13 protein-coding genes and 1 pseudogene are annotated in these 13,952 nt (G+C 52.8%); 5 read left to right on the forward strand and 9 right to left on the reverse strand.

All coding sequences use genetic code 11. The features are described 5' to 3' along the window. Positions 1 to 154: 154 nt before the first annotated feature. The 9 genes and pseudogenes from FN037_RS13380 to FN037_RS13420 all read right to left on the reverse strand — a co-directional run bounded on the left by FN037_RS13380 (position 155) and on the right by FN037_RS13420 (position 8,097). On the reverse strand, positions 155 to 349 hold the full coding sequence (locus FN037_RS13380) for a DUF1272 domain-containing protein (RefSeq protein ID WP_142502446.1): 195 nt from the start codon (positions 347 to 349) through the stop codon (positions 155 to 157). Positions 350 to 565: 216 nt separating this feature from the next. Further along, positions 566 to 1,927: a YncE family protein gene (locus tag FN037_RS13385; RefSeq protein ID WP_142502447.1), complete on the reverse strand. Its 1,362-nt coding sequence runs from the start codon at positions 1,925 to 1,927 to the stop codon at positions 566 to 568. Positions 1,928 to 2,304: 377 nt separating this feature from the next. Then, positions 2,305 to 2,388 (reverse strand): annotated as a pseudogene (locus tag FN037_RS24615) (cytochrome b); the annotation flags it as partial. Between the two features lie 136 nt (positions 2,389 to 2,524). Continuing rightward, positions 2,525 to 3,301: an ABC transporter ATP-binding protein gene (locus FN037_RS13395; RefSeq protein ID WP_142502448.1), complete on the reverse strand. Its 777-nt coding sequence runs from the start codon at positions 3,299 to 3,301 to the stop codon at positions 2,525 to 2,527. Beyond that, entirely contained in the window at positions 3,301 to 4,071 is a 771-nt protein-coding gene (locus FN037_RS13400; protein ID WP_142502449.1) for an ABC transporter permease, read from the reverse strand. Before FN037_RS13400 ends, FN037_RS13395 begins: the two co-directional genes overlap by 1 nt. Beyond that, the gene (locus FN037_RS13405; protein WP_142502450.1) at positions 4,068 to 5,075 is read right to left on the reverse strand and encodes a glycine betaine ABC transporter substrate-binding protein; all 1,008 of its coding nucleotides are present in this window, start codon (positions 5,073 to 5,075) and stop codon (positions 4,068 to 4,070) included. The genes FN037_RS13400 and FN037_RS13405 overlap by 4 nt, the downstream gene beginning before the upstream one ends. A 16-nt stretch (positions 5,076 to 5,091) precedes the next feature. Then, positions 5,092 to 5,811, reverse strand: coding sequence for an aspartate/glutamate racemase family protein (locus FN037_RS13410; protein WP_142502451.1), 720 nt, complete (start codon positions 5,809 to 5,811; stop codon positions 5,092 to 5,094). Next, complete coding sequence (locus FN037_RS13415) at positions 5,808 to 6,821, reverse strand: D-cysteine desulfhydrase (RefSeq protein WP_142502452.1); 1,014 nt, start codon at positions 6,819 to 6,821, stop codon at positions 5,808 to 5,810. The genes FN037_RS13410 and FN037_RS13415 overlap by 4 nt, the downstream gene beginning before the upstream one ends. Positions 6,822 to 7,074: 253 nt before the next feature. Then, entirely contained in the window at positions 7,075 to 8,097 is a 1,023-nt protein-coding gene (locus tag FN037_RS13420; RefSeq protein ID WP_142502453.1) for a malate/lactate/ureidoglycolate dehydrogenase, read from the reverse strand. 244 nt (positions 8,098 to 8,341) lie between these two features. Between FN037_RS13420 and FN037_RS13425 the strand changes: the two genes are divergently transcribed. From FN037_RS13425 to FN037_RS13445, 5 genes are all read left to right on the forward strand, one after another. After that, positions 8,342 to 9,349 carry an ABC transporter substrate-binding protein gene (locus FN037_RS13425; protein ID WP_142502454.1) on the forward strand — a complete coding sequence of 336 codons (1,008 nt, stop codon included), beginning with the start codon at positions 8,342 to 8,344 and terminating at the stop codon, positions 9,347 to 9,349. 20 nt (positions 9,350 to 9,369) lie between these two features. Continuing rightward, a complete protein-coding gene (locus FN037_RS13430; protein ID WP_138363164.1) occupies positions 9,370 to 10,212 on the forward strand; it encodes an ABC transporter ATP-binding protein in 843 nt (280 codons plus the stop codon). Then, on the forward strand, positions 10,184 to 11,050 hold the full coding sequence (locus FN037_RS13435) for an ABC transporter permease (protein WP_142502455.1): 867 nt from the start codon (positions 10,184 to 10,186) through the stop codon (positions 11,048 to 11,050). The genes FN037_RS13430 and FN037_RS13435 overlap by 29 nt, the downstream gene beginning before the upstream one ends. Positions 11,051 to 11,464: 414 nt before the next feature. Next, positions 11,465 to 12,289: a MerR family transcriptional regulator gene (locus tag FN037_RS13440; RefSeq protein ID WP_185929268.1), complete on the forward strand. Its 825-nt coding sequence runs from the start codon at positions 11,465 to 11,467 to the stop codon at positions 12,287 to 12,289. A 379-nt stretch (positions 12,290 to 12,668) separates the two neighbouring features. Then, positions 12,669 to 13,919, forward strand: coding sequence for an OFA family MFS transporter (locus FN037_RS13445; protein WP_185929269.1), 1,251 nt, complete (start codon positions 12,669 to 12,671; stop codon positions 13,917 to 13,919). Positions 13,920 to 13,952: the final 33 nt, after the last annotated feature.

The following is a 13,952-nucleotide window of genomic DNA, read 5'->3' on the forward strand; positions in this document are numbered from 1 at the left end:
GCTAACTGGAAGGTCTGGCTGAATGTGCCTGTTCGCCGTCTGCGCTGTTTATCCTGCAGCATTATGACCGAAAAAATCGACTGGCTGCCTGAGCGTCAGCGATACACCGCCACCCTGTCTGCGTGGGTTGCATCACTCGTCCGGTTACTTCCGATTAAACATGTAGCCAGTTTGACCGCCGTATTGGGCGCCGCACCAATTCTCCCCCGCAGTTTGGGCAAAATCCGTTAAGCCGATGAGTCACGCAATCAATGCAAAAAGTACATTCGAATGAACAGATATAAGCTTCTGTTGAGTCCGGCGGCAAATTTTGATCGCAGCATTCACAATTAGGACGAAGCTCAAGCATAGTATCCTCCAGGAGTCAGTGTGGATTTCCTATATAGCCAAATAGCCAACTTCATGCCCGGCACCTGAAAACCGCCCTGCCGGGCCTGACGGGCGCAACGCCCTCTGTAATAAAGCAGAATAAACCGATTCAGCGCAGCCCCTTCCCATAAGCTGCTAAAGGCTAGTAATCATGCCAGGCTGACCTGCCCGCGAATAACGTAGCGAATTAAAGCCGTTATTTTTTGGGGGTGATTTTCGTCACCGAGCCTGTTTGAGCTTTATCCCCGGCAGTACCATACATAGACACCAGATAAACGGCTCCATCGGGCCCGACGGCCAGGTGGTTTGGCGTATCATCCATCGGGATATTAGCGACCAGTTTACCGTCCTTGTCCAGAACAGCAACGGTTCCGCCTGCACGCGTGGCGGCGAAAACCTGCGACGTCACGGGATCCCAGATGACAGATACGCCCCCGGCACCAATGTAAGTATCAGCGAGAACTTTGCCGTCCGCATCAAGAACCACGACATTGTTCGTCTCCTGAGAAGCAACGTAAAGACGACCGGTCTTCGGATCACGAGCGATGTCGGTTGCACCTTGCGCCTGAGGTACTTTCACTGTAGTACTCTTGCCCGTTTTGAGATCAATCCAGCCTACCCAGGGCGTATCGCGGCTGACGCCATAGAGTTTCCCACCGGTACTGTCGAGGGCAAGATCTGTACTGTAAAACTGGTCGCGGCCGCGGTTCGCCACGAACTCTATCTGACCGATATGTTCCAGCGTTTTGGTATCATATACCTCGATAAAACCGGTCAGCGCTGCGCTGACATAAGCCCGATTGTGGGCTTCATCAATAACCACATCACGTGGATGTGCTACCGACCCCTCAGGAAAAACTTTTACCACGGAAAGCGTTTTTGCATCATAGACGGTCACCGTCTCGGCAAGTGTGTTCGTCGTCCAGACATGATGATGGACATTATCAATACCGACGCCGAAGACACCAATTTGCTCACCCTTTTTATCTTTAGGCAGAGTAGCCTCAGCTTCGACAGCCAGCGTTCCGGCGTTCAGTCTCATCAGGCGGCTGCCATCATTCGGGCCGCGTGCCGAGGTCACGAACAGCTTCCCGTCGGCCGAAACTGCCGACTGGTAAGCCCGCTCACCAACGGGAGTTGTTTGCAGCCTGAAAGCCTCAGTGTTTTTCGGGGGAACAATTTGGGACAATTTCAACATGACCTGCGAAACGCTCGCGGGATTTTGCGTGATAACAGTGAGTGGATGAAGGCCTGTAGCCGCATAGGCCGGAACGGTTAGCGGAATAGTCAGGTTTCCCTTCTCGTCGGCGGTCAGCGGTTTCGGTGTCAGGACTTCCGCACCATTCAGCATAGTGACGGTCGTGCCCGCCTGCAGTTTCTTAATTGTTATGACCGTTTTATCTCCGGGCTTAACAGGAACGTCTCGTGACCCGGCACGGATACTGCCAGGGAAGGTAGTGGTGGCGGCTGTCCATTTGCTATCGGCGTATGCCGTTGTGGCGATTGACATCACAATAGCGGAGGCCAACAGCACTGAACGGACTGAAATTCTTCTCATCTTATCTCCATAAATTGTATTGATGCTGCATCTCAACGCAGCTACAGGTTTCCCCACGCGATGAGTCTTATCTTCCGCGATGAGGTGTATGTCTTGTTATGAGATCATTCAACATACCATAATAATGGAAATAATTATCATTACCAACTCAGACGGTGTCTCAAATGCAGGGCGTTTGATACATAGCAGGTGAACGAACTGGAGATTTCCTGGTAAGGAGGTGGCTTTGTGCCAGAAACAAACATGACTAACATCAGCGTGTGTTACCCACAGTGAACACCGAAGTGGCAGGTAGCAGAACAAATGTCAGAAGAAACAGAAAACGTCGCAGGGCTGCGGAATATAAAAACGCAAAGCGACTCATGGTTAACTCCGGGTTAACGAAAAGCGCGGCCGGGCCGCATACGACGCAGTACGCCGTCCCGTAACAGGTAATGATGGAAAAGCGCCGCTAAAGCATGCGCGAATGACGGAACCAAAACATATCCCGTTTGATCGGCTAAAGCAGTGGCTGGACGCTCATTCTGTCCAGCGTTTCTTTTGACGACTCAACTCTTGATTACACTGTCTGGTTAAGAAACAGCGCTGACGGTATTTTCATCCTAAATGGCGCTTCGCCTCCTGGCGCACCCGGTGCAGTACGTGATGTTTGATCCCACTGTAAGCCGGGTGTTCAGCCAGGGTTTCAATATCGCGTTCGCGGCCAAAAGGCAGGATGACCTCCTCAACGATTTTTCCAGGCTTTGCCGACATAATCAGAATACGATCGGCCAGGAACAGCGCCTCTTCTACGTCGTGAGTCACAAACAGCAGCGTGGTGCCGGTGGCAAGCCAGGCATCGCGCAGGAGTTCCTGCATCATCAGACGCGTTTGCGCATCCAGCGCGCCGAACGGTTCATCAAGTAGCAACACCTCCGGTTCCGGTAGCCAGGCGCGGGCCAGCGCCACGCGCTGTTTCATCCCGCCGGAAAGTTGCCAGGGCGCATGATGTTCAAAGCCTTTCAGCCCTACCCGCGTCAGCCAGTCCAGCGCCTGGGCGTTGACCTCACCTTTGTGGTATTTCCCCAGCCGTGGGCCAAAGGTGACGTTTTCCAGTACCGACAGCCAGGGAAACAAATTTGGCTGCTGGAAGATCATTCCCCGATCCGGCCCCGGCAGCTTCACTGTTTTTCCGCCTGCCGCCACGCGCCCACGGTCCGGCTTGTTGAATCCGGCGACCAGATTCAGGATCGTGGACTTCCCGCAGCCGGACGGCCCCAGCAGTACAACAAATTCTCCTTTCTCCAGAGACAGGCTGATATCGTCCAGCACCGTGAACGGCTGCGGTTTTGCCGCAAAAGAGAGCGATACGTTTTCCAGTGTGATGGCACTCATTACTCTTTCCCCGCCCAGGGCACAAAAAAGCGTTGCAGCCCCAGCAGCAATAAATCCAGTAAATAGCCGATACCGCCGAGCAGCAGAATCCCCAGCATCACGATATCGGTTCGCAGATACGAACTGGCGTTAATTACCATCCAGCCGAGGCCCGAACTGGCCGCCACCATTTCCGCCGCGATGAGCGATGTCCAGCCGATCCCTATCGATAGCCTGACGGTGGTAAACAGTTCCGGCAACGCATCCGGCAACACCACGCGCAGAAAAATCTGTTTGCGCGACGCGCCGAGCGTTTGCGCCACACGAATGCGCGAGCGACCAATACGATCGACCGCAGCAGATGCCCCCACGACCACGCTCAGGAAAGTGGCGATGAAGATCAGAAAGAACTTCGACGCCTCACCGATCCCCAGCCAGACGACCGCCAGCGGAATAAGCGCAATCTTGGGTAGCGGGCGCAAAAACTGCACGAACGGATTCAGTACCGCCGCCAGACCTTCCGATAACCCCATCAGCAACCCCAGGGGGATGCCGATGAGAATTGCCACAGAAAAAGCGCTTAAGGCCCGGGCCAGGCTGACTGCGACATGCTCCCACAGCGGCACCTGACGATAACCATCGGCCAACAACTCTTCGGTCGTCAGTCCGATATCCTGCAGCGACGGCAGCAGCAGCGGGTCCACCCACTGCCGCATCGTCGCCACTTGCCAGATACTAAAGAAAACAGCCACCGAGACGACGCTGATGGCAATGCGATAACTCAATCTCATTTCGCTGCTACCGCCGCGTCGCGGATATAGCGGGAGTTAATAGCGCTGTCCCAGTTCGCCGGAATATCACGTTTGCGGATCTCGCCAATCCCCGCCAGGAAGTTAGCGGTTTTTGTCAGTGCTTTTCCAATACCGCTATCCGTCGTATGAGTTCCATTACCCAGCCAGTACGCCGTCCCCTGCTGCGTCAGGGTTGGATATTCCAGGCCACCCAACGTATTCGCGGCAGTCGTCACCGGCGCGCCCACCTCTTTCGCCACAATCGCCGCCGCCCGTTCCGGGTCTTTCTTAAACTCATCAACTTTTTCCTGATGAACGCGCAGGAACGCGCTGACGGTTTGCGGGTACTGCTCGGCAAAGGCTTTACGCACCACATAGTTGTTGTAAATCAGGTAGCCGTCCTTTTGCAGATCTTTGGTCGCGAATACCTGATGCCCGCCGGAGGCTTCAAGCTCCTGCGCAAACGGCGCCCAGACATAGCCCGCGTCGATATCGCCGCGTTTCCAGGCCGCGACCATTTCCGCCGGACGCAGCGGCAATAAGGTTATTTTGCTGCGATCGAGATGGTTAACGCTAATGGCGGCTTCAAGCGCATATTGCGCCGTCGAGTTTGGCGGATAGGCTACGCGTTTACCTTCAATATCGTTAATACGGGTAATGCCATCTTTACCAATTAAACGCTCGTAGCTGGCAATCACCCCGGAGACGCCGACAATCTCCACCGGCAGTTTTCTGACAATGCCTGCCGTTGCCGGGCTGGAGCCGAAATTGGCAATATCAATCGCGTTACTGGCAAAATAATTTAACGCGTCCGCACCGGACGCAAATTGCACCCATTTGACCTTGCTGTGTAAAGCGTTATCCAGAGAACCATCGGCTTTTGCCAGCATCAGCACCTGAGAACCGCCGCTGTATGCCACGCGGACTTCTGCGGGTGTTTCGGCAAAGCTGGTATTGACCCACAGGCCACCCGCTGCAAGTAATACGCAGAGACTTTTTTTCATTTAATTTATCCTGTTATTAATGCCATGTTTCGCGCTGCGTTAGCCATAACCGGGCACACTGTTGCGCCAGCGCTTCTGCGGGATCAATCGACACGGCTAAATGCGGGGATGTCACCTCCGCCAGCGCAACCGGCACTTCCGTGCAGGCCAGCACCAGCCTCTCTGCGCCGCGATCGCGCAATGCCTGAGCCTGTAAACTCAGCAGTTCACCACCGGTACGCAGTTCGCCGCGTTTTACCGCATAGCACCCCGGCACAAACCACTGCCGTAGCTCCTCTGGCGTCGGCTGCACGCTTTCAATCCCCATAGAGGCGAAAGCGTGCTGGAACCAACCGGCATCCAGCGTGCCCTGCGTGGCGATAAGCCCGACCCGGCGGGGCTTCTCTTTCCCTTCAAATACCGCCAGCGTGGCGTCCACAATATGAAGCAACGGCGCGTCGCTGTGCTGCGCCAGCGCCTCATACCAGTGGTGCGCCGTATTACAGGCGATCACAATGTGGCTGGCGCCCGCGCGGTTCAGCTGTTCCACACCGTGCAAGAGCTGCGGCAACGGCGAAGGCCCTGTTCCCGCCAGCGCCTGTTGGCGATCCGCAATTTGCGGCACATTCCACACCACATGGGGGATTTGCTGTTGATCGCTGGTGGCGGGCGTTGCGCGCAGTAATTTATGCATCAAATCAAGCGTCGCCAGCGGCCCCATGCCGCCAAGAATCCCCAGCAGAAAAGGAGTACTCATGATGACAAAGAATCTGCGATGACCTGACGATAGCCAAACAGACCTGCGCTTCCTCCCGTATGGATAAACACCACATTCTCATCCTTGCGGAAATGGCCTTGTCGGATCAGATCAATCAATCCGGCCATGCCTTTACCGGAATAGACAGGGTCGAGCAGAATCCCCTCGTGCTGCGCCAGCAGTTGCAGCGCTTCAAGCATCCCCTCGGTGGGCAGACCATAGCCTTCGCCCACATAATCACTGTTGGCGACCACCGCCTCACGCGGCAATTCACCCGGCACGCCGAGCAGTTCCCGGGTCTGCTGCGCCAGACGCCAGACGTTGTGTTCCTGTTTATCACGCGGGGCGCGGACGCTAATCCCGAGGAGAGGAATGCCGCTGTGCGTGGCGGTTAAACCCGCAATCAGGCCAGCCTGCGTGCCTGCGCTGCCGGTGGCATGGACGATATGATCGATACGCAGCCGTAACTGGCTGGACTGCCAAAGCAACTCTTCCGCGCAGGATACGTAACCCAGCGCCCCGATTGCGTTCGAACCGCCACCGGGGATGACATAAGGGGTATGGCCCTGCGCACGCAGGCTTTCCGCATGATGCTCCATTGCCTGCTGCATATCCGTACCGCCGGGCAAATGGGCAATAATTTTGCCGCCGAGCAAACCGTCCAGCAGCACATTGCCGGATTGCTGATACTCATCACCCAGCGTCGTGACGCGTTGTTCGAGAAAAATATGCGTTTCCAGACCCAGTCTGGCCGCCGCCGCGACGGTCTGACGCACATGGTTAGACTGCGTGGCGCCCTGGGTAATGATAATATCCGCCTGTTTCGCCTGGGCGTCGCCGAGCAAAAACTCAAGTTTGCGGGTTTTATTGCCGCCAGTGGCAAGGCCGGTGCAATCGTCTCGTTTTATCCAGATATTTGGCCCCCCCAGCAAGCGTGAAAGTTGTGTGAGAGGCTCCAGTGGAGTCGGGAAATGGCCAAAATGAAGCCGGGGAAAACGCGCCAGATGCATAATAACTCCTGCAAAGAATAACGACGCCGCACATTAAAATTCGGCAGCGAGAGTAAGAAAGGTTCATGGAATATAAGAATGACTATATTGATTTTCTCACTCGCGGCTTACCAAGTTTTTCAGCTATGGATATGAGGAAAAAAGATAAAACAAAAAACGATCGCTTTATTTATTCGCCAGCATTCATTAACTGACCATCATGCCGATCCGTTTAAACAAACAACCAAATATGTCTTTTGGTGCGCAGGCACGCTCAGGTATTTAATGCTTCCAGAGCGACAAACGCCTGCCAACTGACGTCATCAATCCAGATGCCCTCTTCCTGGCGCCGGGCATACGCGCGCAATTCCGGTTCTCCGGGGATCTGCACATCGCGCCCTTCCTGCCCGCTACGAACCCAGTCAACCTGCGCTAACAGCGCCTGTGAGTAACGTTCCTCCGCGCCCAGCCGCGCGGGGTCAAATAGAATCGACAGCATATTGTTGATGATTCCGGCACGCGGCGGAATCTGCTGGCTTTCGGTCTCGCCGCCGGTCAGCGCAGCGCCGAGTAAGCTACATATTAGCGACAATCCCGCGCCTTTATGGCCGCCAAAAGGCAGCAAAGCGCCGAGCGGCTCAGTCATTAATACGGCAGGGTCGGTCGTGGGTTGCCCGTTCGCATCTACCGCGCATCCTGCCGGGATGGCGCGCCCTTCATTCCAGGCGATGCGCGCTTTATTGCCCGCAATGGCGCTGGTCGCGAAATCAAGGATAACCGGAGGGCGGTTCTGTAGCGGTACGCCCACGCAAAAGGGGTTTGTACCAAGCCTGGCGCGCAGCCCATCGAACGGCAACACGGCCGACGGCGCCGCCACGTTAGCAAAATGGATCGAGACCAGCCCGGCGCTCGCCACCTGCTCTGCCCATGCGCCGATCCGTCCAAGATGGTGGGTATTAGACAAGCCAATTATTGCCACCCCAAACTGGCGCACACGCTCAATACCCACGGTCATGGCCTGTTCGCCCAACGCCTGGCCGAAGCCATGCCCCCCATCAAAAGAGACAATCGGTCCGGCATCAGACAAGGTGGTCAGCGTGGCGCCAGGGTTCAAATCTCCCGCCAGAATGGCCCGAATATAGCGAGGCAACAGGGTCACGCCATGGGAGTCGTGGCCCTTTAATGAGGATTCAACCAGATTATCCGCAACCTTTTGCGCGATATCAGCGCCAGTACCAACCCGTACCAGATGATGTTGTAAAAGCGAACGTAAGTGATGATGTGAAAATAAGGGCATGATTCGACTCACACGACCATTGCCCCTGTGACGGCAATGGCTATTAAAATGGTGAGTCCGACTATAGCGAGGATGTATTTGTTACATAACCATGAATAATGACTAAGCTTTTCCGCTTATTAACTAACACGCCATGAATATCGTTATTCATTTTCCTGATATTTATTGCCATTTAAATCATTTCCTTTCCCTCTCGCCTCTGCCCATGATTTTTTGCTGAGAAACACCTTTCTGGGGAACAGATATGAATAAAAGAAACAGGGTATTTGCCTGGACGCTGGCGTTTTCCGCCCTTGGCGGAGTCAGCCAGTCGGCATTTGCGGAAGGGAACATTAGTATCGCGCAGCAATTTGGCATCGGTTATTTAATTCTTGATGTGGTGCGAGACCAGCAGCTTATCGAAAAAGAGGGGCAAAAAGAGGGGCTGGATATCAAAGTAGAGTGGCGCACGATTTCAGGCGCAACCGGGATGAATGAAGCGCTAATTTCAGGCGCTCTGGACGTTGCGTCAGCGGGCGTGCCTCCAGCGCTCACCCTATGGGATCGCACCAAAGGTAAGCAAAATGTGAAGGCAATAGCTTCTCTGGGATCGATGCCTAACTATTTATTGAGCAATAATCCGGCGGTAAAAACCATTAAAGATCTGACTGAGAAAGATCGTATTGCCGTCCCGGCGGCAGGAGTCGGTTTTCAGTCCCGGACATTACAAATCGAAACGGCGAAACTATATGGCGACAAAGACTTTAAACGCTTTGATAAAATTACCGTCAGCCTACCGCATCCGGATGCCAGCATGGCATTAATTGCCGGTAGCTCGGAAATTACCGCGCATTTTTCCAGCCCGCCGTTTCAGTATCAGGCGCTGGAGCACAACAACGTGCATAAAGTGCTCAGCTCCTATGATGTGCTGGGTGGGCAGGCAACGTTTAATGTTCTCTACACCACCCAGAAATTCCATGATGAAAATCCAAAAACTTATAAAGCGTTTTATCGCGCACTCAGTGAAGCCGCAGATATTATTAACCGTGACAAAAATGCGGCTGCCGAAACCTATATTCGCGTTGAAAAATCACGGCTTCCTTTGCCACTGGTACAAAAAATTGTTAACGACCCGGAAATCAGCTTCACCATTTCTCCTGAGCGTACTGGCGTATATGCCGAAAAACTCCATGAGCTTGGCGTACTGAAAAATAAGGCTGATTCCTGGAAAGACTATTTCTTTAAGGAAGCATGGGAAAACCCAGGCAGTTAAACCGCGATACCGGAGGTCTGATGGTCGCTCAACAAATCGACGGCCCGCTATTGCAGGTCAATAATGTCGATATTGAATATCGTACCCGCGAACGGCAAGTGCGCGCGACGCATGATGTCAGTTTTGATGTCTGGCCCGGCGACCGCTTTATTTTGCTCGGGCCGTCAGGCTGTGGAAAATCGAGCCTGTTGAAAGCCGCAGGTGGTTTTCTCGCCCCGCGCAGCGGCCACATTTCGCTTGCGGGAACGCCGATTAGCGCTCCCGGGCCAGAACGCATGATGGTATTCCAGGAGTTCGACCAACTGCCGCCCTGGAAAACGGTGCTGGAAAACGTCATGTTTCCTCTGCTGGCCAGCCGGAAAGCCAGTCGTTCACAGGCAAAAGAGACGGCGTTACATTTCCTCCATAAAGTTGGGCTGGCGGAATTTGCTGACGCCATGCCCCATATGCTCTCTGGCGGGATGAAGCAGCGTGTCGCCATCGCGCGAGCGCTGGCGATGAAGCCACGCATCCTGCTGATGGATGAGCCTTTTGCCGCCCTGGATGCGCTGACCCGACGCACAATGCAGGAGGAACTGCTTGCGCTCTGGGAAGAAGAACGCTTTACCCTGCTGTTCGTCACCCATTCGATTGAAGAGGCGCTGGTGGTGGGCAGCCGTATTCTGGTGCTTTCGCCGCACCCAGGTCGCGTCAGGGCGGAGCTTAACTGTCATCAGTTCACGCTTAATGATTTTGGCAGCGAGGCGTTTCAGCACGCCGCGCGCCATATTCACCATCTGTTATTCCCGACAATCGGGAACAGTCCGTCTCACTCATCCGGCGAGGAGCCAGAGTATGTCCCAGCCACCGTACATTCGTCCTGAATTCGAACGCGAATTACCGCCGCTACGCAATCTGTCGGTGGAAACGCCGCTGCCTTTAAGCCAACGTCTGTTGAATCAGACATGGCTGCGCAAGTGTCTGATTGTCGCCCTGGTGCTGGCGCTATGGGAGATCGCCGCGCGAATACAGCAAAACGATTTGATGTTGCCCGGGGTACTTCAGACGTTACAGGCATTTTGCGAAGACATGCGCAGTGGCGAACTGCCGCAAAAAATCGCCATTTCACTCAGTATTCTGTTGAAAGGGTATCTGGCAGGCAGCGCGCTGGCGCTGATTGCCAGCGCGCTGGCCGTGACCACCCAGTTTGGCCGCGATTTGCTCAGCACATTAACCGCGATGCTTAATCCGCTGCCGGCAATTGCGCTGCTGCCGCTGGCTTTGCTGTGGTTTGGTCTGGGGAATGCCAGCCTGATATTTGTGCTGATACATTCAGTGATGTGGCCCATCGCGCTAAATACCTGGTCCGGCTTTAGCAGCGTACCGGAAACGCTACGCATGACGGGACGCAACTACGGCCTCAGCGGACCACGCTATGTGATCACGATTCTCATTCCGGCCTCGTTGCCCGCTATTCTTTCCGGGCTCAAGATCGGCTGGGCGTTCGCCTGGCGCACGCTGATTGCCGCCGAGCTGGTATTTGGCGCATCCAGCGGCGAAGGAGGCCTGGGCTGGTATATCTTCCAGAATCGCAATGAGCTGTTCACCGATCGGGTATTTGCAGGACTGTTAACGGTCATCGCGATTGGCCTGCTGGTGGAAGGCATCGTATTCGCCAGTCTGGAAAAGATCACCGTTAAGCGCTGGGGGATGCAGCGTTAGTCTCCTGGTCACCCAACAGCCAGACGTTAACCGATTATCTTATCTTCGCTCCCTTCCTCGCCTTCGCTATAGCCCATACGCGGACAGGGGAGCACTCGTTATTTTTCTCTCAAATTGTATATTCCACCGTCCTGCTTTGAATAGTGAGCAGTACCATAAACTTTCCTGGCAAACCATTCACCAGGCAACATTCATCTGCATCAGAACTACAGCAAACACCCGCGAAACAGGGCCAGCCAGTCCTGCAGTTTTCAGTTAAAACTTTCCACCATATCAATTTTACTTTTATCATAAATGCCTGATAACGTTACAGCATGTCATACTCTATTCAGGGCGTGGCTTCATTAAATGAAAAGGTGTTAGGTTTCACAATTCACTACTTCATGAAATGCATTACTTTCTATGGTGACGATAATGAAATACAAAATAGGGAAAATATCACGCTTACTTAACCTGTCTACTGAAGGTATTCGTTTCTACGAAAAAAATGGCATTGTTGCGCCAAAGAAAGAACTGTACTCCAGCACTCGCTATTACGACGTATGGGACATTCATATCCTGATGCGTGCACGAGCTTACCGTCGACTTGGTTTCTCTATTCAGGAAATATACGATGTCATTCACAGTGGGGATATACCGCTCCTGACGGATGCGCTGTCCAATAAAGAGAGACTTATTGAAGAGGAAATCATTGAAAAGATGAACCTTCTCAAACGCAATCGTGAAATAAAAAGTATGGTCACGGATGCAGAAAAAATGCTAAATAAGTATCGCATCGAGTTTTCCCCTCACATTCTGCGCTTCAATACACAGAACTGCAACGCACTCATCAACGAGCCGCGGCGACATTTACTGGCCAGCGAATGGATTTCACACGCACCTTTCACCTTTACTTCAGCCATCTTTCCTAAAGATGAGATTTTGAGTAATGGTAAGGGGTATTTCCTCGGCTTCGGTATTGGAGATGATTATGCTCGCTATTTAAATATCACACCCAACAATTACATTCACCGTCTGCCTGCACATCTCAGCGTGTTCACAGTGTTCGCCTCCAGCTCTGACAGCTTACTTTCTCCCGCCCGGCTCGCCGGCGCGCTGGATGTTATTCAAAATAGCGGTCTGGAACTGGCTGGCGATGCTTTCAGCATTGTCATTAACTTCCATAAAACGAAAGATATTTACCGAAATTACCACCTGGTATGGCTTCCGGTCAAAGATCATACCAAAGATAGCGATTGAGACACTGATTATCTCAAGCTGATGTAGATTTCCGCTGATTGCCATGAGGTAGAAACGATGACTATTGGCACGATTAATGCGCAGTGACAACCGCAATGCCTGTACTCACCGGCACTTCATGTGACCAGGCTCATATATTTTGATATATTAACATTAGTAAAATATAAAATAAACATAATGGCAACCCACAACAAATAAAAAAACCACAAACAAATCACTTATTCCTCTTGATTTTCAGGGCTTGTTTTTCAAGCCACTTTAGCGTGTATAAATTATTCAACAATAAAACTTCACTCTCTCACATAAACAACCATAAAAATGAGAGACTCCCAATTTTACTTTCTATTTTAAATATTATTGAATTTATGAGGAGATGATTTTGAAACGATACAGTAGTCAGCGCTGGCTGATATTTTTGGCCGCCTGGATTATTATTTTCTTTATTGCTTCTGCAGCCATTTTCAGTGTGTTTTCGTCCTCTCTGGCAGCGCTACATGGCTGGACATTGTCTGAAGTTACCCTTTCCTTTTCAATCTATCAGTTATTCCTTGGCGTTGTCGGCATCTTCGGTGGTCGTTTTGCGGACCGAAAAACCCCGATCCCCTTGATGTATATTGGTGGACTCCTGTTCGGCGCGGGATGGTTCCTTACCGGGCATTCCACGACGCTTGCTATGTTGTATTTGACTTTTGGCGTTCTGGCAGGAACTGGTGCTGGCCTTATCTACAACGCAACGCTGGCAACAGCATTACGCTGGTTCCCGGAGATGAAGGGAAAGGTCTCAGGACTCCTGCTGGCTGCGGCTGCATTTGGGCCATTTGTGCTCGCGCCTCTGACCAATCTGTTTCTCACCTCTCTGGGCAGAGATGATGCGGGCATACAGCGTACCTTTCACTCTCTGGGATTGATTTTCTTTATCGCCATTGCCCTGGTCGGCTGGTTAATGCGCAAAGCGCCAGATGACATCACATCTGCCAAAATGTCTCTGCCCACTACCGGTGACAATGAGGGTGAATATCACTGGCTACGAATGCTCAAAACCCGCATGTTCTGGATTTTATTCTTTGTTTATATGTGCGCAGGCACCGCAGGGACCATGATGATCAGCTCCACGGCAATCATCGCGCAGTCCCAGTTCCATTTGACGACGACCATTGGCGCGTTTGCCGTCAGTATCAGCACCATCGCCAATTTCCTTGGTCGCCTGAGTTTCGGCGTCCTCATTGATAAATATGGTGATTTTCAGGCGTTATTGATAAGCCTGGTGCTTACCACTATCGCTTTGCTTTTACTTGGGATCTCGGAGCAACCAGCGCTGTTTTTCTTCTGCGTCGCGTTATTGGGATTCTCTTTCGGGGCGCCACTGGTTATTTTCCCGCCGATCACCAGTCGCCAGTTCGGCAGTAAAAATCTGGGGATTAACTACGGCATCATGTTCCTGGGTTTTACGGCGGCCAACTATGTCGGCCCGCGCATCGCCGCCAACTTTAAGGACAGCTACGGCAACTTCATTGGCGCCTATTTCACGTCAGCCGCTATCGCCATCGTTGGCGCCGTTATTGTCATATTGCTCATCCGACGCGAGAAAACCAGCACGGTACGCAAGTCCGCGGCATTACAACAACGTTGACCCTATTCCCTACGCTATCCGAGGATAATTTAC

It is taken from the genome of Klebsiella sp. 2680 (assembly GCF_900198535.1).
Classification (GTDB): domain Bacteria; phylum Pseudomonadota; class Gammaproteobacteria; order Enterobacterales; family Enterobacteriaceae; genus Klebsiella; species Klebsiella indica.

Bases quoted from the DNA above. Each gene is read 5' to 3' on its own strand.
- FN037_RS13410 (WP_142502451.1), bottom strand. From the start codon at position 5,811: ATGAGTACTCCTTTTCTGCTGGGGATTCTTGGCGGCATGGGGCCGCTG.
- FN037_RS13405 (WP_142502450.1), bottom strand. From the start codon at position 5,075: ATGAAAAAAAGTCTCTGCGTATTACTTGCAGCGGGTGGCCTGTGGGTC.
- FN037_RS13380 (WP_142502446.1), bottom strand. From the start codon at position 349: ATGCTTGAGCTTCGTCCTAATTGTGAATGCTGCGATCAAAATTTGCCG.
- FN037_RS13420 (WP_142502453.1), bottom strand. From the start codon at position 8,097: ATGCCCTTATTTTCACATCATCACTTACGTTCGCTTTTACAACATCAT.
- FN037_RS13385 (WP_142502447.1), bottom strand. From the start codon at position 1,927: ATGAGAAGAATTTCAGTCCGTTCAGTGCTGTTGGCCTCCGCTATTGTG.
- FN037_RS13400 (WP_142502449.1), bottom strand. From the start codon at position 4,071: ATGAGATTGAGTTATCGCATTGCCATCAGCGTCGTCTCGGTGGCTGTT.
- FN037_RS13440 (WP_185929268.1), top strand. From the start codon at position 11,465: ATGAAATACAAAATAGGGAAAATATCACGCTTACTTAACCTGTCTACT.
- FN037_RS13395 (WP_142502448.1), bottom strand. From the start codon at position 3,301: ATGAGTGCCATCACACTGGAAAACGTATCGCTCTCTTTTGCGGCAAAA.
- FN037_RS13430 (WP_138363164.1), top strand. From the start codon at position 9,370: ATGGTCGCTCAACAAATCGACGGCCCGCTATTGCAGGTCAATAATGTC.
- FN037_RS13415 (WP_142502452.1), bottom strand. From the start codon at position 6,821: ATGCATCTGGCGCGTTTTCCCCGGCTTCATTTTGGCCATTTCCCGACT.
- FN037_RS13425 (WP_142502454.1), top strand. From the start codon at position 8,342: ATGAATAAAAGAAACAGGGTATTTGCCTGGACGCTGGCGTTTTCCGCC.
- FN037_RS13435 (WP_142502455.1), top strand. From the start codon at position 10,184: ATGTCCCAGCCACCGTACATTCGTCCTGAATTCGAACGCGAATTACCG.